Raw genomic sequence first — 19,398 nt, forward strand, 5'->3', positions numbered from 1 at the left:
CAGCGCGGCGCCAGCGTCGCCCCGTATGCCGCCGCGCAGAGCGGCACGGCGCGCTTTCCTGACCAAGGCGTCAGGGCGTAGACTACGCGGTTTTCCGCCCAACCGAAGAACCCTCATGTCTGCCGAGAACCGCCTGGGGCGCGTGCGCACGGAGCTGCGCAGCCTGCTCGTCCTGGCCACGCCGATCATCATCGCCCAGCTGGCGCACACCGCCATGGGCTTCGTCGACACCCTGATGGCCGGGCGGGTCAGCCCGCGGGACCTGGCCGCCGTGGCGTTGGGCAACTCCATCTGGGTGCCGGTGTTCCTGCTGATGACCGGCATCCTCCTGGCCACCACGCCCAAGGTGGCGCAGCGCTTCGGCGCCGGCGAGGAGGCGGCCATCGGCCCGCTGGTGCGCCAGGCACTGTGGCTGGCCCTGGCGGTCGGCGGCGGCGCCGCGGCACTGTTGTGGAACGCCGAGTTCATCCTGCGCTACATGGGCATCGAGCCGGCGCTGATCACCCCGGCCATGGGCTACCTGCGCGCGGTGGCCTGCGGTTTCCCGGCGGTAGCGCTGTACCACGTGCTGCGCTGCTTCAGCGACGGCCTCGGCCACACCCGGCCGAGCATGGTGCTGGGCATCCTCGGCCTGCTGCTGAACATCCCGGCCAACTACATCTTCATCTACGGCAAGTTCGGCCTGCCGGCCATGGGCGGCGTCGGCTGCGGCTGGGCCACGGCGCTGGTGATGGGGTTCATGCTGATCGGCATGCTGATATGGGTAAAGTGGGCGCCCTACTACCGCCCCAGTGCCCTGTTCGCCCGCTTCGAGCGGCCGCAGTGGGCGGTGATCAAGCGCCTGCTGGCCATCGGCGTGCCGATCGGCGTGGCGGTGTTCGCCGAATCGAGCATCTTCGCGGTGATCGCCCTGCTGATCGGCGGCCTTGGCGCCACCGTGGTCGCCGGCCACCAGATCGCCCTGAACTTCAGCTCCATGGTGTTCATGATCCCCTACTCGCTGGGCATGGCCGCCACCGTGCGGGTCGGCCAGGCGCTGGGCCGTGGCCAGCCGCGCGAGGCGCGCTTCGCCGCCGGGGTGAGCATGGGCGCGGCGCTGGGCTACGCCTGCCTGTCGGCCAGCCTGATGCTCCTGCTGCGCGAGCAGATCGCGCAGATCTACACCCCGGACAAGGCGGTGATCGCGGTGGCGGCGACGCTGATCGTCTATTCGGCACTGTTCCAGTTCTCCGACGCCATCCAGGTCACCGCCGCCGGCGCCCTGCGCGGCTACCAGGACACGCGCATCACCATGCTGCTGACGCTGTTCGCCTACTGGGGCATCGGCCTGCCGGTGGGTTATGCGCTGGGGCTCTCCGACTGGCTGGGCGAACCCAGCGGTCCCAGCGGGCTGTGGCAGGGCCTGGTGGTCGGCCTGACCTGCGCCGCGCTGATGCTGGCGGTGCGCCTGGCACGCAGCGCGCGCAAACGGATTCGTGCGACGGCCTGAGTCGAACCCGGCGCGCCGAGGCCATACACTGGCGGCATGAAGCGACTCGTCCTGCTCCTCTGCCCACTGCTGCTCGCCGCCTGCGGCCCGGCCGATAACGGCCTGGCGCTGCAGGCCGACTACCTCCAGCGTCTGGATCGGGCGCTGGAGAGCGACGGTTTCGTCGCCTTCGACAGCCGCAGCGCCAGCCAGTACCGCCTGCCGCCGCGACGCGAGCGCCTGCTGGCGCTGCCCGAGCTGCGTATCGGCCTGCTCGATCTGGTGATCGACGCGCGGCGCTGCCCGCACCTGCAGCAGCTGATCAGCCAGCGCAACAGCAGCCTGGGCAAGCAGTTGGTGCCCAGCCAGCGCCTGGGTTACGAGGGTGACCTGCTGCGCGCCATCGACGCCTGCCTGCCGCACCTGCAGGACGACGCCGGCCTGAAGACCACCCTGCAGCGCCTGGCTGCCGACAAGCGCGGCCAACTGCCGGCGGTGTTCTGGAATGCCCTCAACGGCAGCCGCGAGGTCGAACGCTACCTGCGCTTCGCCGACCAGGCGCTACCAGTCGCCTTCGCCGAGGACGGCGCCGCGCTGGACGCCCTGGAGCAACTGGCGGCCATCGGCGCCGGACTGCCGCAGCGCCTGCCGCCGCCTGCCGAACGGCTGGAGCCGCTGTTCTTCGCGCTGTACGCCAGCGACCAGGGCGGCCAGCTGATCACCAGCCTGGCCAGCCTGCGCCACAGCCTCGACGCCGCCAGCGAGCTGCTCGAGCAACGCCAGCAACGCCGGCCGCTGTGCCCGCTGGGCCAGGCGACGCCGCGCGGGCGCATCCTGCAGAACATCTTCGTCAAGTTCTACGCCGGCGGCCTGCAGCCCTACCTGGCTGCCGTCGACCAGCGCGGCCAGCAATGGCAGGCGGCGCTGCGACAGTTGCAGGGCATCGACGGCATACCGCCGGCGACAGGCGCCTATCTGGAGCGCCTGGCCGGCGAACGGGACTCGCTGTGGATGGATTTCCGCGCCGCCACCGCGCGTCACGTCAAGGCCTGGCAGGCGCTGCTGAACAGCTGCGGACTGGCGCCGGGGCAAGCGGGCTGGAGCGGCGTCCCGGGCGACGCCTAGCGACGGTCTGCGGACCTCCGGCCTATTCCGCCTTCTTGCGGATCCAGTACAGGTAGGTGCCGTCCTCCTCGGCCTGGCCGAGCAGCTCGTGGCCGAGGAACACGCAGAACTTGGGAATGTCGCGGCGGGTCGAGGGGTCGGTGGCCACCACCTTGAGCAGGCCGCCGGGCTGCAGGTCGCGCACCTTGTTGTGCAGCATCATCACCGGCTCGGGGCAGTTCAAGCCGCTGGCATCGAGCAGATCGTCGTGGGACAGGGTCAGGGCATCGGACATAAGGGGGCTCCACTGGCAGGCGGGCATTGTCGCGCAAAGCTGACCTCCAGGTCACCTTGCCCGCACAACCTTGGATGGGCGGCGCCCGCCCGGCATCTACGGCACAGTGCCTGCGCTCCGGCGGGTTAGGGACAGCCTGCACGCCAGTTCCGGGCGGAGCCCGGGGCGCCGCGGGAGCCCGGGCCGGGCGTTTGCCCGGGCTCGGTTGAATACCAGCCCGACGCTGCTGCGCCGGGCTAATCTGTGGGGACGCAGCCGAGGCCCCGCCCATGCCCGATCGCCAACCGCCGCAACTCTGGTGCCTGGTCCGCCTGGACGACAACGGCAACGAGTTCGTCGTCCGCGACGGCCTCGACCGCGCCGCCGCCGAGGCGCTGGCGCGCACCTTCGAGGCGCGCGGGCACAAGCAGAGCTACTGGATCAGGGTGCAAGGGCCAGAGGCCGAAAAGCGCCCAGAAGCCGAGTGATGGATGCCGCGGCGTCGCCCAGGTCGTGCGCACCTGTCGGCTGCCCCTGGTGCGCCCGGCGCAGCCTACGAGGTCCCGCCGGATATCGCCGCTACTTGCCCAGCCGGCGCAGATGGCAGGTGACTTCCTCGCGGTCGTGATACAGCTGCTTGCAGGCCAGCGCCACTTTCACCCCGCGCGCGGCAAAGCCCGTCTCGATGCGCTCGAGCAGGCGGCGCACCTCGGCGTAGCGCTGCTTCATCGGCAGCTTGAGGTTGACCACCGCCTCGCGGCACAGCCCCTCGCCCAGCCAGGTCTCGATCAGCGCAGCGGTGCGCGCCGGCTTCTCGACTATGTCGCAGACCATCCAGTGCACCGGATGGCGTGGGCGGAACAGGAAACCATCGGCACGCTGGTGCACGACGAACCCCGAATACATCAGGCTCTCGGCCATCGGCCCGTTGTCCACGGCGGTGACGCGGATTTCCCGGTTGACCAGCTGCCAGGTCCAGCCGCCGGGCGCCGCGCCCAGATCCACCGCGGTCATGCCCGGGGCCAGGCGCTGATCCCACTGCTGGCGCGGGATGAAGTGGTGCCAGGCCTCCTCCAGCTTGAGCGTCGAGCGGCTCGGCGCCTCGCGGGGGAACTTCAGCCGCGGAATGCCCATCGGCCACATCGCCTGGTTGTCCGCCTCGGCGATGCCGGCGAACACCTCGCGGCCGCTCTTGAAAGTCAGCAGCAGACGCGGCTTGCTGGCGTCGTCCACCAGCTTGCCGGCCCCCCGCAGGGCCTTGCGCAGCGGCGCCTCGAACTTCTTGCAGAAGGTCGACAGCTCCTTGCCCTCGTTGGTGTCCACCACTTCCAGCCACAGGCTGCCGCACTGCGGGTAGTCGGCCAAAGCCTCGAGCAGCACGCCGATGCGCTCGCTCTCCGGCAGGCTGACGAAGGCGCCGCGCGCCCACTGGCGCGGGAAGATCAGGCTGTTGAACCGCACGCCGCGCATCAGCCGCGCGCTATCGCCGGCCTCGCTGCAGATGAACTCGGCGCAAGCGCCGCCGGGCTTGGCCTTGGAGTAGCCGGCCACGTCCAGACGCGCGGCCAGCTCGGCGATCTCGGCGCAGACCTCGCCTTCGAAACCGGGGCGGCAATGGAAAAACAGGGTATTCATCGAGACGTCTCCTTGGGCCGCGCATGATACCCGAGGCGGGAACCGCGGACGCGACCTTCCTGTCCAGTGCTAGGCAGATTGCCAGCAGCGAATCCCGAATGAACGCTGGCCAGACCGCTCATAGGCAACTAGCTTGAACGCTCTGCAGTCATCAGAAACGGCCCGACCGTACGGGCCTCAAGGAGAAGTGCAATGCCCTCCCTCGACAGCCTGAACTGCCGCCGCGAACTGAAGATCGGCGACGCCACCTACCACTACTTCAGCCTGCCCGAGGCGGCCCAGCGCCTCGGCAACATCGACCGCCTGCCCAAGTCGCTCAAGGTGCTGCTGGAAAACCTGCTGCGCTGCGAAGACGGCCACACCGTCAGCGCCGCCGACCTGCAGGCCATGGCCGACTGGCTGGACAAGCGCGGCTCCGAGCGGGAGATCCAGTTCCGCCCGGCGCGGGTCTTGATGCAGGACTTCACCGGGGTGCCGGCGGTGGTCGACCTCGCCGCCATGCGCGACGCCATGGCCAAGGCCGGCGGCGACCCGCAGCGGATCAACCCGCTGTCGCCGGTGGACCTGGTCATCGACCACTCGGTGATGGTCGACCGCTACGCCTCCTCCAGCGCCTTCCACGACAACGTCGAGCTGGAAATGCAGCGCAACGGCGAGCGCTACGCCTTCCTGCGCTGGGGCCAGCACGCCTTCGCCAACTTCAGCGTGGTGCCGCCGGGCACCGGCATCTGCCACCAGGTCAACCTGGAATACCTGGCGCGCACCGTATGGACCAAGGAGGAGGACGGCGCCACCCTCGCCTACCCCGATACCCTGGTCGGCACCGACTCGCACACCACCATGATCAACGGCCTCGGCGTGCTCGGCTGGGGCGTCGGCGGCATCGAGGCGGAAGCGGCCATGCTCGGCCAGCCGGTGTCGATGCTGATTCCGGAAGTCATCGGCTTCAAGCTCAGCGGCAGGCTCAAGGAAGGCATCACCGCCACCGACCTGGTGCTCACCGTCACCCAGATGCTGCGCAGCAAGGGCGTGGTGGGCAAGTTCGTCGAATTCTACGGCGACGGCCTGGCCGACCTGCCGCTGGCCGACCGCGCCACCATCGCCAATATGGCCCCGGAATACGGCGCCACCTGCGGCTTCTTCCCGGTCGACGCCATCACCCTCGGCTACCTGCGCCTGTCCGGCCGCCCGGAAGCCACAGTGCAGCTGGTGGAGGCCTACTGCAAGGCCCAGGGCCTGTGGCGCGAGCCCGGCGCCGAGCCGCTGTTCAGCGATAACCTGAGCCTCGATCTGGGCAGCGTCGAAGCCAGCCTGGCCGGGCCGAAGCGCCCGCAGGACCGCGTCGCCCTCGGTCAGGTCGCCCAGGCCTTCAACGATTTCCTCGGCCTGCAGCTCAAGCCCACGGCCAAGGAAGACGGTCGCCTGCTCAACGAAGGGGGGGGCGGCACAGCCGTCGGCGGCGGCCAGCAAAGTGGCGGGGTGGACTATCAGGACGAGGGCCAGACCTATCGCCTGAAGCACGGCGCGGTGGTGATCGCCGCCATCACCTCCTGCACTAACACCTCCAACCCCAGCGTGATGATGGCCGCCGGCCTGCTGGCCAAGAAGGCCGTGGACAAAGGCCTGCAGCGCCAGCCCTGGGTCAAGAGCTCGCTGGCGCCCGGCTCCAAGGTGGTCACCGAGTACTTCAACGCCGCCGGCCTGACGCCCTACCTGGAGAAGCTCGGTTTCGACCTGGTGGGCTATGGCTGCACCACCTGTATCGGCAACTCCGGGCCGCTGCGCGAGCCCATCGAACAGGCCATCACCCAGGCCGACCTGAGCGTCGCCTCGGTGCTGTCCGGCAACCGCAACTTCGAGGGCCGCGTGCACCCGCTGGTGAAGACCAACTGGCTGGCCTCGCCGCCGCTGGTGGTGGCCTACGCCCTGGCCGGCAGCGTGCGCCTCGACCTCAGCCAGGAGCCGCTGGGCACCGGCAAGGACGGCGCGCCGGTGTACCTCAGAGACATCTGGCCGAGCCAGGCGGAGATCGCCGAGGCCATCGCCAAGGTCGATACCGCCATGTTCCGCAAGGAATACGCCGAGGTGTTCGCCGGCGACGCACAGTGGCAGGCCATCGAGGTGCCGCAGGCCGACACCTACGTCTGGCAGGCGGACTCCACCTATATCCAGCACCCGCCGTTCTTCGAGGACATCGCCGGCGATCCGCCGCATATCGGCGATATCCATGAGGCGCGCATCCTCGCCCTGCTCGGCGACTCGGTGACCACCGACCACATCTCGCCGGCCGGCAACATCAAGGCCGACAGCCCGGCCGGGCGCTACCTGCGCGAACAGGGCGTGGCGCCCGCGGACTTCAACTCCTACGGCTCGCGCCGCGGCAACCACGAGGTGATGATGCGCGGCACCTTCGCCAATATCCGCATCAGGAACGAAATGCTCGGTGGCGAGGAAGGCGGCAACACTCTGCATATTCCCAGTGGCGACAAGCTGTCGATCTATGACGCGGCCATGCGCTACCAGGAAGCGGGCACGCCGCTGGTGGTGATCGCCGGCAAGGAGTACGGCACCGGCTCGAGCCGCGACTGGGCGGCCAAAGGTACCAACCTGCTGGGGGTCAAGGCGGTGATCGCCGAGAGCTTCGAGCGCATCCACCGCTCCAACCTGGTGGGCATGGGCGTGCTGCCGCTGCAGTTCAAGCCCGGCTGCGACCGCAAGAGCCTGGGCCTGACCGGCCGCGAGAAGCTCGGCATCCACGGCCTCGACGGCGTCGAACTGCACCCGCATATGCCGCTGTCGCTGGCCATCGTCCGCGAAAACGGCCAGCGCGAGGAGGTCGAACTGCTGTGCCGCATCGACACCCTCAACGAGGTGGAATACTTCAAGGCCGGCGGCATCCTGCATTACGTGCTGCGGCAGATGATCGCCAACTAGAACGAGCGGGCCAGGGACGGCCCGGGTCGCGACGAAAGGGTGACGCCAGGCAGAATCCGTTTACACTGCGCGCCACGGATTTCTCCCTCAACTTCGCCGCCTTGCGGCCGATGCAGAGGGCATAACAACGACGGATACCTGCCATGCGTAATAACCAACCGGTCACTCAGCGCGAGCGCACCTTCCCTGCGCAGCAGCGCCTGATCTCCACCACCGACCTCAAGGGCCAGATCACCTACTGCAACGACGCCTTCGTCGAAATCAGCGGTTTCTCCCGCGAGGAACTGCTGCGCGCGCCGCACAACATCGTGCGCCATCCGGACGTGCCGGCGGCGGTGTTCGAGCACATGTGGAGCACCCTGAAACAGGGCCGGCCGTGGATGGGCATCGTCAAGAACCGTTGCAAGAGCGGCGACCACTACTGGGTCAACGCCTACGTCACGCCGATGACCGAGAACAACCAGGTGGTCGGCTACGAATCGGTGCGGGTCAAACCCAGCTCCGAGCAGGTGCGCCGCGCCGAGGCCCTCTATGCGCGGGTCAATGCCGGCAAGACCGCCATTCCCAAACGCGATGCCTGGCTGCCGGTGATGCAGGCCTGGCTGCCGTTCATCCTGGTCAGCCAGATCGGCTTCCTGATCGGCCACTGGTTCGGCAGCGGCTGGGGCTTCGCCCTCGCCGCCGCACTCTCCATCCCCCTGGGCCTGGCCGGCATCGCCTGGCAGACCCGCGGCATCAAGCGCCTGCTGCGCCTGGCCGAACAGACCACCTCCGACCCGCTGATCGCGCAGATGTACACCGACAGCCGCGGCGCCGAAGCGCGCCTGGAGATGGCCATGCTCAGCCAGGAAGCGCGCCTGAAGACCTGCCTGACGCGCCTGCAGGACACCGCCGAACAGCTCACCCAGCAGGCCCGCGAGGCCGACAAGCTGGCGCACAACAGCTCCGCCGGCCTGGAACGCCAGCGCCAGGAAACCGAACAGGTCGCCACCGCGGTGAACGAAATGGCCGCCACCACCCTGGAAGTGGCCAGCAACGTGGCGCGCACCGCCATCGCCACCCAGGAGGCCAACCGCCTCACCGGCGAAGGCCGCGGCATCGCCGCGGAAACCCGCGAAGCCATCCAGCGCCTGTCGCAATCGGTGGGCGATACCGGCGAAACCGTCACCCGCCTGGCCCAGGACAGCAACGAGATCGGCGGCGTGGTCGACGTGATCAAGGGCATCGCCGACCAGACCAACCTGCTCGCCCTCAACGCCGCCATCGAAGCCGCCCGCGCCGGCGAAATGGGCCGCGGCTTCGCCGTGGTGGCCGACGAGGTTCGTTCCCTGGCCCAGCGCACCGCCGAATCCACCGGCCAGATCCACGCCTTGATCGCCAAGCTGCAGCGCACCGCCGAAGAAGCGGTGATGACCATGGAAATCGGCCGCAAGCAGGCCGACGAAGGCGTCGAGCGCGTGCTCCAGGCCGACCAGGCCTTGGCCGGCATCAGCGACGCGGTGGCCAATATCGCCGACATGGCCAACCAGATCGCCGCCGCCGCCGAGGAACAGAGCGCCGTGGCCGACGAGATCAACCAGAACATCACCACCATCGCCCAACTGGCCGACCAGACCGCAGGCGAAGCGCAAAGCACCGCCAAACTCAGCGAAGCCCTGACCGGCACCGCCCAGGGCCAGTACGCCCTGGTCGAACGCTTCAACCGCTGAAACGCAAAAGGCGCAGCGGGCCAACCGCTGCGCCTTCCTGCCCCGCCACTTCCCGCAGGAGCGAGCTTGCTCGCCTCCCCGCTTCCCGCGCTCACATAAACGCCACTTGCCGGTGTCCCGCCTGCCTGGCGTATAACCGGCCTATCGCTCTGCTCTTTTACCGCCGCCGCTTTTCAAGCCCGTCGTCAGCGCGATCATATTCGTCTATAGAAGCTCTGCGCAGGCCATTTACCGTCACTCCCACGAACGCGGGAGTCTAGGCCCTAAGGAGGTCCTGGATTATTTCCCTTCGGGCCAGCGCAAGCGCTGTTCAGCGATAAAGCTGCTGTCCCGTCTGCGCGGGAATAATCACTGTTTCAGCCTTGCAGGGTGGGCTTTAGCCCACGCTGACCACCGTTGGTGGGCTAAAGCCCACCCTACGGACCTTTGCACCAACTCCCAACACTTAACGCAGACATAGCCAATAAATTCGCGCCTACAACAGCAGGATCGGAGCAGCAACAGGTACAGATGCTTCACCCAGCAGTCCACCGATCCGGTCTACGATAGGGTTCGAACTCAGAGCCCGGCCAGCTTCAGCCAGTGGGCGTAGAAGCCCTCGGCCACCTGGTTCAGCGCCCTTACCTTTTCGCCCAGGTTGTCGCGCATCGCGGCGATGCTCTGCTGGCTGGGTTGGCTGGAGTCGAGCAGGTGGGCCCAGTCGTCGAGCCAGAGCTCGATCAGCTCTTCGGTCATCTCCGGGTGGCCCTGCAGGGCCAGCACCTTGTCGCCCCAAGCGAAGGCCTGGTTGTCGCACCAGCGGCTGCCCAACAGCTGTTGCGCCCCCGCTGGCAGGGCGAAGGTGTCGCCGTGCCACTGGAAGATGCTGAAGTGCTCGGGTAGGTGCGCCAGCCAGGGGCTGTCCGCCGCCTCGCTGCGGCGCTGCATGGCCTGCCAGCCGGCTTCGGTATAGGGCATGCGGCTGATGCCGGCGCCCAGGGCCTTGGCCAGCAGTTGGCCGCCCAGGCAGTGGCCGACGATGGGAATGTCGCGGGCGATAAAGCGCTGCAGCGCCGCGACTTCCTCGGCGATCCAGGGCAGCGGGTCGTTGACGCTCATCGGCCCGCCCATCACCGCGACCGCCCTGGGTCGCTCCAGGTCGTAGCCGCGCAGTTCGCCGAGGTCGGCGCGCAGCACCTCGAAGGCGCAGCCGCGCGCTTGCAGCACCCGCGCCAGGTGAGCGGGCGGGCAATAGTCGATATGGGTGAGGATCAGGATGTCGGCCATGCCGCGCAGTCTGCGCGATGGCCTCGGGCAAGTCGAGACGCGCTGACGGTTGGCGCCATCGACCGGCCGCGCGGGCCGGCCGATGGACTGTCGAGACAATGCCCTAACGGGCAGCGGACGCCTTCACCTCCTGGGTAACGCCCCAGCCGTCCAGCTTGCCGCCCAGGGGCAGGACGATGGACTCCAGGTCATGTTCGAATGCGCCGATACCGGCATGGGTGGCGTACATCACTTTGCTGATCTGCAGGTGCCAGGCGCCGTCCTCGCGGGCGGAAACCTGGGCGTTGAGCGACTCGCCGCGAAAATTCCTGGCTGCCATGCGGGCCCGCTCCTCATCGGGAAAGATGGCGTAGAACTCGATCGGGTGAAACTGGGCGAAGTCGAACCCCCCTTCTTTCATCCGGCGCAGCACCGAGGTGCTGGCGTCTTCGTGGAAGGCTGTGCTCATAAACGACCTCCTCTCAGGCGATGGATGGATTGACCGCTTTCCCATTGCGACCGCCCAACTTCGGCGGTGTCGCGGCACCTTGGCGGCGCCGCCCCGAGAATCAAGCAGACTGCTTGATGTGTCTGTTGACGCACATCGACGACTGCCCGGCAGGACACCAGGCTGAAAACCGTCCCTTGCAGGTTAGCCGCTGGCCGCCGGATTCGCCTGCAACGGAAAGGCCTTGTGACAAAGCCGGCGACCGGCGGCGATTGGCCAGCCCGCAATCAGCTCCGGCTGAGCCAGGCCATGATCGCTCTATTGATCCAGCCCGGGGTGATCTGCCCCAATGCGTAGAGCAGGCGGAACTGCAGGCCCACCGGGCGGTGCACCGCAGCGCCCTGAGCCTGTTGCCAGGCGGCTTCGGCGACCTGTCCGGCCTGCAGACGCACGCCGAGGCGGCGCATCACCGGCGGCGGTTCGCCCTGGCTGGCGACCATCGGCGTGTTGACGAACGGCGGCATCAGGTCGCCGACGCGGATGCCATGGGCGCGCCATTCCAGCTCCAGCGCCTCGGTCAGGCCGCGCACGGCGAACTTGCTGGCCGAGTAGCTGGCCAGCTGCGGCACGCCGTAGACCGCCGAGGCCGAGCCCATGTTGATCACCTGTGCGCCGGGCGTGGCCTTGAGATAAGGAAATGCGGCGTGGCTCAAATTGAGCACGCCGAGCAGGTTGATCTGCAACAGGCGCGCGTGCTGCTCCAGTTCGATGGTCTCGAAGGCGCCGGTGCGCAGGATGCCGGCGCCGTTGAACAGCAGGCGCAGCTGGCCGTTGTGCAGGGCGCAGAAGTCGGCCAGGGCGACCTTGACCGCGCCGGCGTCGACCACGTCCAGTTCGGCGTGCCAGACCCCACCCAGTTCCGCCGCCAGCACGGCCAGGGCCTTGGCGTCGACGTCGAGCAGGCCGACCCGCCAGCCACGGGCGTGGAACAGCCGCGCGGTGGCCGCGCCGATGCCCGAGGCGGCGCCGCTGATGAGGATGTTGTCCATCACAGCCCCCGTTCGCGCAGGAAGGCCACCACCCGGGCGATGGCGTAATCCGCCGCGCGCAGCATGCCGACATGGGCCTGGAACACGTGCCACAGCCCCGGATAACGCTCCAGGCGCACGCTGGCACCGGTGGCCTGGGCGCGCTCGGCCAGGCGCAGGCTGTCGTTCAGCAGCAATTCGTCCTCGCCGACCTGGATCAGGGTCGGCGGCAGGCGGCTCAGATCGGCGAACAACGGCGACATATCCGGATCGTTGCGCGGCAGATCGGCCGGGCAATACAGCGCGGCGGCCTGCTCGATCCAGCTGGGATGGATCAGCGGGTCGCCGGCCGGCGGCTGGTGCATGCCTTCGCCGGTGAAATCGGTGGCCGGCGAGAAGCACACCAGCGCCGCCGGTGCCGGCAGGCCCAGTTCATCGATGCGCAGGCTGCCGACCAGGCTCAGGTTGCCGCCGGCCGAATCGCCGCCGATGGCGATCTGCTCGGGCCGGTAGCCGGCGTCCAGCAGCGCGCGGTAAGCCGCCACCACGTCGTCGCGCGCCGCCGGATAGGGATGCTCCGGCGCCAGGCGGTAGTCCAGCGCGCAGACGTCCAGGCCGCCGCGCTTGGCCAGGCTGGCGCAGATGCCGCGATGGGTAGCCGGCCCGCCGATCATGAAGGCGCCGCCGTGCAGGTAGAGCAGCACGTTGCCGCTGCTGGCCGGCGGCCGGTGCCATTCGCAGGGCCGCCCGCCGAGGGTCGCGGCACTGCGCGTGACTCCGCGCGGGGTCAGGGTGATGGCGGTGAGCAGGCGCAACACCAGGCGCTGCCCGGCTATCGGCATCGGCGGGCGCACCAGGCCGCGAAACAGCAGGCGCAGGAAGCCGCGCAGCACGCGGCGCAGCAGCATCTGCTCGGCGGCGGGGGCGGTGAAATCAGCGGACGCAGTCATAGTCGGCAAGCTCCGGGGTGCGGGTCAGGTGGCGGTAGGTGAAGGTGTAGCCCGGCCAGTTGTTGGTGTGCTTGCCGGAGGCGTTCTGATACCAGCTGCTGCAGCCCTGCGCCCATATCGTTCGGCGGGTGAGGTGCTGCAGGCGCTGGTTGTAGCGCCGCTGCACCTCGGGCCGCAGGTCCAGGTAGCGTAGCCCCTGCTCGCGCAGCGCCTGCAGGCAGCCGAGCACGTAGGGGTACTGGCTCTCCAGCATATAGAGGATGGAGTTGTGGCCCAGGTTGGTATTGGGCCCGTAGAGCAGGAACAGGTTGGGAAAGCCGCTGACGCTGATGCCCTTGTAGGCCTCGGCGCCATCCTTCCAGGCCTGGTTGAGCTCCAGGCCGTTCAGGCCGCGAATGCGCATCGGCGCGAGGAAATCGCTGGCGGTGAAGCCGGTGCCGTAGATCAGCACGTCGCAGGGATGCTCGCGGCCGTCGGCGCTGACCAGCGCGCGCTCGCGCACCGCGCGGATCGGCGAGTCGACGATCTCGACATTGGCCTGGGCCAGCGCCGGGTAGTAGTCGTTGCTGATCAGGATGCGCTTGCAGCCCATGGGGTAGTCCGGCTGCAGCTGCGCGCGCTTGCCGGCATCGGGCATCTGCCGCGCCAGGTGGCGGGTGAAACGGCCGCGCATCGAGCGCATCAGCCAGGGCAGGCTGACGAAGGCCAGCGCGCGCACCTCGTGGTGCAGGTACTTGAGCAGGCGGTCGCCCCGCTGCAGCAGCGGCACGCGGCGCATCAGGGCGATTTCCCAGGCGCGGTAGGCGCGATCCGGCTTGGCCAGCACGTAGGCCGCCGAACGCTGGAACAGGCTCAGCCTCGCCACTTTCGGCTGGATCTGCGGGACGAACTGGATCGCCGAGGCGCCGGTGCCGATCACCGCCACGCGCTTGCCGGTCAGATCCAGGTCATGCCGCCAGCGCGCCGAATGGAAGGCCTCGCCGCGAAAGCGCTCCAGCCCCGGCAACTGCGGATAGGCCGGGCGGTTGAGCTGGCCGCAGGCGCTGACCAGCGCCTGGGTCTCCAGGCATTCGCCGCCGACCAGCTCGACCCGCCACAGCCCGCGCGCGGCGTCGAACTCGGCGCCCTGCACCTCGGCGTTGAGGCGGATCTGCGGGCGCAGCCGGTACTTGTCCACGCACTGCAGGATATAGGCGTGGATTTCCGCCTGCGGCGGGTACTTGCGCGACCAGTCGTGCTTGGCCTCGAAGGAAAACGAATAGAGGTGCGAAGGCACGTCGCAGGCGGCGCCGGGATAGTCGTTATCGCGCCAGGTGCCGCCGACTTCGCCGGCCTTTTCCAGCAGCAGGAAGTCGTCCTGGCCGGCCTTGCGCAGCTGCATGGCCAGGCCCAGGCCGGCGAAGCCGCTGCCGATGATCAGCACGCGCCAGGGCGCGCCCGTGCGGGGGTTGTTATGCATTGTGGTCTCCCCGACCAATGAGTGGCGATAAGCGGATGCTACTTGCGCCGGCCACCGCCGGTTATGGCATAGTCGGTCAATCGATTGTGATTTTCGGACAGCCTGATGTCGCCACCCTGGCCCGCACGCCGCAGCATCACCAGCATGCAGTTGCTCACCCAGCTGGGGCTCGACCTCGGCCTGGACCTGGACACCTGCCTGCGCGATACCGGCCTGAGCGCGGTGCAGCTCGCCGCCCCGCACGGCGAGATCGACGCCGGCCGCGAGCTGCAGCTGATCGCCAACCTGGTGCAGGCCCTGCCCGCGGTCGCCGACCTCGGCCTGCAGGCCGGTCGGCGCTACCACCTGACCAGCTACGGCGCCTGGGGCTACGCCATGCTCAGCAGCGCCACCGCGCGCCAGGCGGCCGAACTGGGGCTGCGCTACCACGGTCTGACCTACGCCTTCACCCGCATCAGCCTGGACGAAGACGGCGTCACCGCCAGCCTGCGCTTTGACGACGGCGCGCTGGACGAGGAGCTGCGGCCCTTTATCGTCCAGCGCGATATGGTCGGCGCCCAGCTGATAGTGCGCGAACTGCTCGGCGCCCCGCTGCCGCTGACCTGCCTGGAGCTGCGCCAGCAGGCGCCGGCCGAGGTCGCGCCCTTCGTCGAGGTCTTCGGCCTGGCGCCGCATTTTGCTGCCGCGGCCAATCGCATCGGCCTGGCCGCCGGGCTGCTGGATGTTGCGCTGCCGCGGGCCAATTCGCAGCTGGTCAGCGCCTGCGAGCAGCAATGCCAGGCGATCCTCGCTCGCCACCAGTGGCACCAGGGCCTGGCCGGCCGCGTGCGCCAGTTGTTGCTGCAGGCGCCAGGGCAGATGAGCGACATGGAACGGGTCGCCGCCCGCCTGCACCTGAGCAGCCGTACCCTGCGCCGCCGCCTGATCGACGAAGGCAGCAGCTTTCGCGCCCTGCAGGACGAGGTGCGTCAGGCCCTGGCCGAGGAGCTGCTGGCCGCCGGCGGCCTGAGCCTGGAGGAAGTCGCCGAACGCCTGGGCTATGGCGAGCTGTCCAACTTCATCCACGCCTTCAAGCGCTGGAAAGGCACCACGCCGGGGCGCTACCAGCGCGGCGAGCCTATTTCGTAGAGCGAACCGATCAGCGCCCTATGTCCGCCTTTGCCTAAAGTACGCACCTGGGCTCGATCGTGTTTGAAAGCCATCTTCACGCTGACAGCGCCGCCCGACGCGGCTAAGGTGCAAGCCATGCACAATATCAGCCTGCTCCTGCCCTACCTGCCGCCCTGGCACTGGCCGCAGTTCCATGCCCACTTCGCCCTGCGCGCGGTGCCGGGGCTGGAATGCCTGACGCCGGACAGCTACAGCCGCAGCTTCATCCTGGCCGGCGCCAGCGGCTGGCTGCGGGTGACACCGCTGCCCGGGCAGAACGCCCTCGAACTGCGCTGCTGCAGCGCCGCGCCCATTGCCCTGGAGGCCTTGCAGCAGCGCGTGCGGCGGATGTTCGATCTCGACGCCGAGCCGCAGGCGATTGCCGCGCACCTCAGCGGCGACGCCCTGCTCGCGCCGCTGCTGCAGCGCAACCCCGGCCTGCGCCTGCCGGTGGCCTTCGACCCGTTCGAGCAGGCGGTGCGCGCCATCGTCGGCCAGCAGGTCACGGTCAAGGCGGCGGTGACCCTGGTCGGTCGCCTGGTGCAGCGCCTCGGCACGCCGTTGAACCTGCCCGGCTGCCCCGGCGTCGCCACGCTGTTTCCCAGCCCGCAGGCCATCGCCACGGCCGATCTGACCGCGATCGGCATGCCCGGCAAACGGGTGCAGAGCCTGCAGCAGTTCGCCGCGCGCATCGCCGACGGCAGCTTGCAACTGAATCTCGACGACGGCAGCGCGGCGCTGATCGAACGTCTGTGCGCCCTGCCCGGCATCGGCCCCTGGACCGCCGAGTACATCGCCCTGCGCGCCTTCGGCGAGGCCGACGCCTTTCCCGCCAGCGACCTGGGCCTGCTCAAGGCGCCGCTGTGGGGCGCCGGCGGCATCGATGCGCGCCGCCTCAAGGCCCGTGCCGAAGCCTGGCGGCCCTGGCGTGCCTACGCCGCCGCGCACCTGTGGCACAACTATTCGGGAGGCTGAACGCCATGTACTACCGCCACCACGACAGCCCCCTCGGCCCGCTGTTTCTCGCTGGCGACGAAAACGGCCTGCAGCTGCTGCTGATGGAGCTCGACAGCCGCCCCTGGCGCATCGGCGAAGACTGGCGACAGGCCGGCGGCGAGCTGGATGATGCGTGCCGGCAGCTGGACGAGTATTTCGCCGGCCGTCGCCGCCAGTTCGAGCTGCGCCTGGCGCCGCGTGGCACGCCCTTTCAGCAGGCGGTATGGCAGGCCCTGCAGCGCATTCCCTACGGTCGCACCTGCAGCTACAGCGACCTGGCCGCCGCCATCGCGCGGCCGCAGGCGGTGCGCGCGGTGGGCACCGCCAACGGCGCCAACCCGCTGTCCATCGTCATCCCCTGCCACCGGGTGATCGGCCGCGACGGCAGCCTTACCGGCTACGCCGGCGGCCTGCCGCGCAAGCAACTGCTGCTGGAACTGGAAGGCGCGCTGCCGTCGCAGCAGACGCAACTGGCGCTTTGACCGCCCTGCGTACCGACGCTCAGGGCGGCGCGATACGCGCCAGCACTTGCGGCGCCGCGCGCAGCGGCAAGGCCAGGATCAGCCCCTCACCGGACGCGGGAAACACCCGGGTCAGCGCGGTGATATTGACCTGATGCGACACCAGCACCAGCGGCTCGCCCGGCGGCAGCAGGTTGACCGCGCGAATCAGCTCGGCGGTCTGCGCCTCGGCGGCGTCGCGTTGCTCGAAGAAGGAGTCCAGCGCCGGTAGCGGCCGCACCGGGCCCAGGCCCATGCCCCTGGCGGTATCCAGCGCGCGGCACCAGCGGCTGCTGAGCAGCCGCGGCCGCTCGATGCCCTGGCGGCGCAGCAGTTCGCCCCAGCGCCGCGACTCCTCGCGGCCCTGCTGGTTGAGGTTGCGTTGGGTGCTGCAGTTGCCCAGCTGGAAATGCGCCGGATCGCCGACTCCCGGCGCCGTGGCATGGCGCAGGATCAGCAGCGCCCGCCCCTCGCGCAGCGCCTGCCAGGCGTCGGACGGCTGCGCTGCCAAGGTCCACAGCGGCGCCAGCAGCAGCACCAGCAGCCAGATGCGCATCACAGCCTGACGTTGCCGCGCGGCCCGGCCAGCGCCCAGATGATCAGCCCCAGCACGGGCAGGAAGATGATCAGCAGCACCCAGAGAATCTTGATCCCGGTTTCGGCGCTGCTTTTCACCACGTTGATGATGGCCCAGATATCCAGGGCCAGAATGATCAGGCCGATCAGCCCATTGAGGGTGGAACCCATGACGACACTCCTGTGTGAAGGGTTGCCCTCAGAGGATAGCCACTCAGTCGCCCAGACGCGGAAAACGGCTGGCAATCTGGTCGCCGGTCAGGCTTGGCGCTTCCGCCGTGGCGCTCAGGCGCACCAGCAGCAGGTGCGGCTCCTCGCCCAGGTCGAACCAGTGGCGGGTGTCCGCCGGCAGCTCCAGCAGATCGCCGCGCTCGCCCTGCAGCACATAGACGTACTCGCCCAGGTGCAGGCTGAGCTGGGCGAAACCGCCGACGAACAGCCAGGCGCTGGCGGCCGGCTGCGTCTGCTCGTCGAGGTAGCGCGCGCGCAGCTCGAGCTTGCGCGGGTGGTTGCGCTCCAGGCTGAGCAGCTCGTGCTGGCGGTAGCCGCCCTCGCCGCGCAGATCCTGCAGCCAGGCGCCGCAGGCGGCGTCGAACTCCTGCTCGCTGCAGCCGGGGCGCAGCGTCGCCGGCGGCGGGCACTGGCGATAGCGCACGCCGACCTCGGCCAGGGTGCTGGCGATGTCCTCGGCGTGGGTCAGCACCTTGTTCGGCAGCTGCGGGGAGGTTTGCAGGTGAACGCTCAGGCTGGTCATGGGGATTCTCGCTCGGACTCCGGGGGCAGACGAGTGGCAATGATAACGGCTGCGGCCAGCGCCGCCAGGCTGGCCAGGGCGAAGGTCCAGGCCGGGCCGATGCTGTTCCAGCTGTAGCCGGCATACAGCGCGCCGAGGGCACCGCCGATGCCGGCCAGGGTGGCGTACAGCGCCTGGCCCTGGCCCTGCTGGCCGCCTTCGAAGCTGCGCTGGATGAAGTGGATGCTGGCGGCGTGGAAGGCACCGAAGGTGGCGGCGTGCATGCACTGCGCCAGCAGCAGGATCGCCAGCTGGTCAGCCAGGTTGCCCAGCAGCAGCCAGCGCACGGCGGTGATCAGGAAGCTGGCCAGCAGCACCGCGCGCAGCGAATAGCGCTGCAGCAGCCGCGCCATGACCAGGAACAGCAGAATCTCCGCCACCACGCCCAGGGCCCAGAGCATGCCGATGGTGCCGCGGCCGTAGCCGAGCGCCTCCAGGTGCAGGGTCAAAAAGGTGTAGTAGGGCCCGTTGCTCAGTTGCATCAGGCCGACGCTGGCGTAGAAGGCGAGGATGCCGGGGCGACGCAGCTGGCACAGAAAACCGCCCTGCTCGGCGCTGCCGGGTCGCGATAGCGGCTGCGCGTTGGGCACCCAGAAACTGCCGGCGACTATGCCGGCCATGATCAGCACCAGCGCCCAGGGGTAGGCGTCCAGGCTCAGCCACTCGAACAGGCGGCCCAGGCCGACCACCGCGACGATGAAACCGATGCTGCCCCACAGGCGGATCTGACTGTAGCGCGCGGCCTGCTCGCGCAGGTGGGCCAGGGTGATGACCTCGAACTGCGGCAGCACCGCATGCCAGAAGAAGGCGTGCGCGGCCATGATCAGCGCCAACCAGGCATAGCTGTGGCTGACGAAGATGCCGGCGAAGCACACCAGGGTGCACAGCGCGCCGAGGCGCACGATCAGCAGGCGCTGGCCGCTGTGATCGCCGAGCCAGCCCCACAGATTCGGCGCCAGGCAGCGCATCAGCATGGGGATGGCCACCAGCTCGCCGATGCGCGCCGGCGAGAAGCCCAGGTGGTCGAAGTACAGGGCGAGGAACGGCGCCGTGGCGCCGAGCAGGGCGAAGTAGAAGAAGTAGAAGCCGGACAGGCGCCAGTAAGGCAACGCGGCGATCATGGCCTGGTC

At 69.0% G+C, this 19,398-nt stretch carries 19 protein-coding genes; 8 read left to right on the forward strand and 11 right to left on the reverse strand.

Going from position 1 to position 19,398, the window contains the following annotated elements; genetic code table 11:
• Positions 1-115: 115 nt before the first annotated feature.
• Together AC1G9C_RS13775 and AC1G9C_RS13780 are read left to right on the forward strand one after the other, a co-directional pair.
• On the forward strand, positions 116-1,489 hold the full coding sequence (locus AC1G9C_RS13775; protein WP_397496771.1) for an MATE family efflux transporter: 1,374 nt from the start codon (positions 116-118) through the stop codon (positions 1,487-1,489).
• Positions 1,490-1,525: 36 nt separating this feature from the next.
• A complete protein-coding gene (locus tag AC1G9C_RS13780) occupies positions 1,526-2,593 on the forward strand; it encodes a DUF3080 domain-containing protein (RefSeq protein WP_480407861.1) in 1,068 nt (355 codons plus the stop codon).
• 22 nt (positions 2,594-2,615) lie between these two features.
• On the opposite strand, the gene tusA is transcribed toward AC1G9C_RS13780, so the two are convergent.
• Positions 2,616-2,855 carry a sulfurtransferase TusA gene (tusA, locus tag AC1G9C_RS13785; RefSeq protein WP_031302689.1) on the reverse strand — a complete coding sequence of 80 codons (240 nt, stop codon included), beginning with the start codon at positions 2,853-2,855 and terminating at the stop codon, positions 2,616-2,618.
• Positions 2,856-3,136: 281 nt separating this feature from the next.
• On the opposite strand from tusA, the gene AC1G9C_RS13790 reads away from it, so the two are divergent.
• Positions 3,137-3,334 carry a hypothetical protein gene (locus AC1G9C_RS13790; protein WP_480407862.1) on the forward strand — a complete coding sequence of 66 codons (198 nt, stop codon included), beginning with the start codon at positions 3,137-3,139 and terminating at the stop codon, positions 3,332-3,334.
• A gap of 91 nt (positions 3,335-3,425) precedes the next feature.
• Here the strand turns inward: AC1G9C_RS13790 and rlmM are convergent, their stop codons facing one another.
• Positions 3,426-4,481, reverse strand: coding sequence for a 23S rRNA (cytidine(2498)-2'-O)-methyltransferase RlmM (rlmM, locus tag AC1G9C_RS13795; RefSeq protein ID WP_480407863.1), 1,056 nt, complete (start codon positions 4,479-4,481; stop codon positions 3,426-3,428).
• A gap of 192 nt (positions 4,482-4,673) precedes the next feature.
• On the opposite strand from rlmM, the gene acnA reads away from it, so the two are divergent.
• Both acnA and AC1G9C_RS13805 read left to right on the forward strand, forming a co-directional pair.
• The gene (gene acnA / locus AC1G9C_RS13800) at positions 4,674-7,415 is read left to right on the forward strand and encodes an aconitate hydratase AcnA (RefSeq protein WP_480407864.1); all 2,742 of its coding nucleotides are present in this window, start codon (positions 4,674-4,676) and stop codon (positions 7,413-7,415) included.
• A gap of 143 nt (positions 7,416-7,558) precedes the next feature.
• Positions 7,559-9,124: a methyl-accepting chemotaxis protein gene (locus AC1G9C_RS13805; protein ID WP_480407865.1), complete on the forward strand. Its 1,566-nt coding sequence runs from the start codon at positions 7,559-7,561 to the stop codon at positions 9,122-9,124.
• Positions 9,125-9,682: 558 nt separating this feature from the next.
• Here the strand turns inward: AC1G9C_RS13805 and AC1G9C_RS13810 are convergent.
• The 5 genes from AC1G9C_RS13810 to AC1G9C_RS13830 form a co-directional block, all read right to left on the reverse strand.
• The gene (locus tag AC1G9C_RS13810) at positions 9,683-10,390 is read right to left on the reverse strand and encodes a type 1 glutamine amidotransferase (RefSeq protein WP_480407866.1); all 708 of its coding nucleotides are present in this window, start codon (positions 10,388-10,390) and stop codon (positions 9,683-9,685) included.
• Between the two features lie 103 nt (positions 10,391-10,493).
• Entirely contained in the window at positions 10,494-10,838 is a 345-nt protein-coding gene (locus AC1G9C_RS13815; RefSeq protein WP_021442273.1) for a ribonuclease E inhibitor RraB, read from the reverse strand.
• Positions 10,839-11,104: 266 nt separating this feature from the next.
• Complete coding sequence (locus AC1G9C_RS13820; RefSeq protein ID WP_480407867.1) at positions 11,105-11,866, reverse strand: SDR family oxidoreductase; 762 nt, start codon at positions 11,864-11,866, stop codon at positions 11,105-11,107.
• Complete coding sequence (locus AC1G9C_RS13825) at positions 11,866-12,795, reverse strand: alpha/beta hydrolase (RefSeq protein ID WP_480407868.1); 930 nt, start codon at positions 12,793-12,795, stop codon at positions 11,866-11,868. The genes AC1G9C_RS13820 and AC1G9C_RS13825 overlap by 1 nt, the downstream gene beginning before the upstream one ends.
• Positions 12,779-14,254, reverse strand: a complete 1,476-nt coding sequence (locus AC1G9C_RS13830; protein ID WP_480407869.1) for a flavin-containing monooxygenase — start codon at positions 14,252-14,254, stop codon at positions 12,779-12,781. Before AC1G9C_RS13830 ends, AC1G9C_RS13825 begins: the two co-directional genes overlap by 17 nt.
• A gap of 102 nt (positions 14,255-14,356) precedes the next feature.
• On the opposite strand from AC1G9C_RS13830, the gene AC1G9C_RS13835 reads away from it, so the two are divergent.
• The 3 genes from AC1G9C_RS13835 (at position 14,357) to AC1G9C_RS13845 (ending at position 16,881) form a co-directional block, all read left to right on the forward strand.
• Entirely contained in the window at positions 14,357-15,382 is a 1,026-nt protein-coding gene (locus AC1G9C_RS13835; RefSeq protein WP_480410412.1) for an AraC family transcriptional regulator, read from the forward strand.
• A gap of 117 nt (positions 15,383-15,499) precedes the next feature.
• A complete protein-coding gene (locus tag AC1G9C_RS13840) occupies positions 15,500-16,378 on the forward strand; it encodes a DNA-3-methyladenine glycosylase family protein (protein ID WP_480407870.1) in 879 nt (292 codons plus the stop codon).
• A 5-nt stretch (positions 16,379-16,383) separates the two neighbouring features.
• The gene (locus AC1G9C_RS13845; RefSeq protein ID WP_021445731.1) at positions 16,384-16,881 is read left to right on the forward strand and encodes a methylated-DNA--[protein]-cysteine S-methyltransferase; all 498 of its coding nucleotides are present in this window, start codon (positions 16,384-16,386) and stop codon (positions 16,879-16,881) included.
• A gap of 19 nt (positions 16,882-16,900) precedes the next feature.
• On the opposite strand, the gene AC1G9C_RS13850 is transcribed toward AC1G9C_RS13845, so the two are convergent.
• Genes AC1G9C_RS13850 through AC1G9C_RS13865 form a run of 4 tightly spaced genes read right to left on the reverse strand, consistent with a single transcriptional unit; the run spans position 16,901 to position 19,389 of the window.
• Entirely contained in the window at positions 16,901-17,455 is a 555-nt protein-coding gene (locus tag AC1G9C_RS13850; RefSeq protein WP_480407871.1) for a histidine phosphatase family protein, read from the reverse strand.
• Positions 17,455-17,646: a PLDc N-terminal domain-containing protein gene (locus AC1G9C_RS13855; RefSeq protein ID WP_021444394.1), complete on the reverse strand. Its 192-nt coding sequence runs from the start codon at positions 17,644-17,646 to the stop codon at positions 17,455-17,457. Before AC1G9C_RS13855 ends, AC1G9C_RS13850 begins: the two co-directional genes overlap by 1 nt.
• A gap of 43 nt (positions 17,647-17,689) precedes the next feature.
• Positions 17,690-18,229: an acireductone dioxygenase gene (locus AC1G9C_RS13860; protein WP_457787384.1), complete on the reverse strand. Its 540-nt coding sequence runs from the start codon at positions 18,227-18,229 to the stop codon at positions 17,690-17,692.
• A complete protein-coding gene (locus tag AC1G9C_RS13865; protein WP_480407872.1) occupies positions 18,226-19,389 on the reverse strand; it encodes an MFS transporter in 1,164 nt (387 codons plus the stop codon). The genes AC1G9C_RS13860 and AC1G9C_RS13865 overlap by 4 nt, the downstream gene beginning before the upstream one ends.
• Between the last annotated feature and the right edge of the window lie 9 nt (positions 19,390-19,398).

The organism is Pseudomonas sp. ABa2, assembly GCF_056676075.1.